The organism is Salinimicrobium oceani, assembly GCF_012037645.1.
Genome location: NZ_JAAVJR010001184.1, coordinates 1 through 348, shown reverse-complemented (window position 1 = coordinate 348; position 348 = coordinate 1). Strand labels below are relative to the sequence as shown.

Annotated in this window: 1 protein-coding gene; it reads left to right on the top strand. The window is 41.1% G+C overall.

The genetic code is table 11. The annotated features are described in order from the left end of the window. Positions 1-145: 145 nt before the first annotated feature. The coding region (locus HC175_RS21380) for an IS110 family transposase (RefSeq protein ID WP_235942726.1) at positions 146-348 on the top strand (203 nt) is incomplete at its 3' end.

Below are 348 nucleotides of genomic sequence, written 5' to 3'. Positions count from 1 at the left end.
AAGTCCTTGCACAAAAAATCAGTGCCATAGAGAAAGAAATGGACAGGATCATTCGAGAAGATCCGGAACTTAAAGAAATGCAGAAGCTTCTAATAAGTATAAAGGCATAGGAAAAGTTACCGCCCGATTCTTAATAGTATACACCATGGGCTTTACTTCTTTTAAAACATGGAGGAAATTTGCTTCCTATATAGGGATCGCTCCCTTTCCACATAGTTCGGGAACAAGCATCAGAGGAAAGACCAAAGTAAGCCGTTTGGCCAACCTTGAAGGCAAAGCTTTACTACATCTGTGTGCGACATCGGCCATTCAATGTAGTCCGGAGATGAAGACTTTCTATCAAAGAAG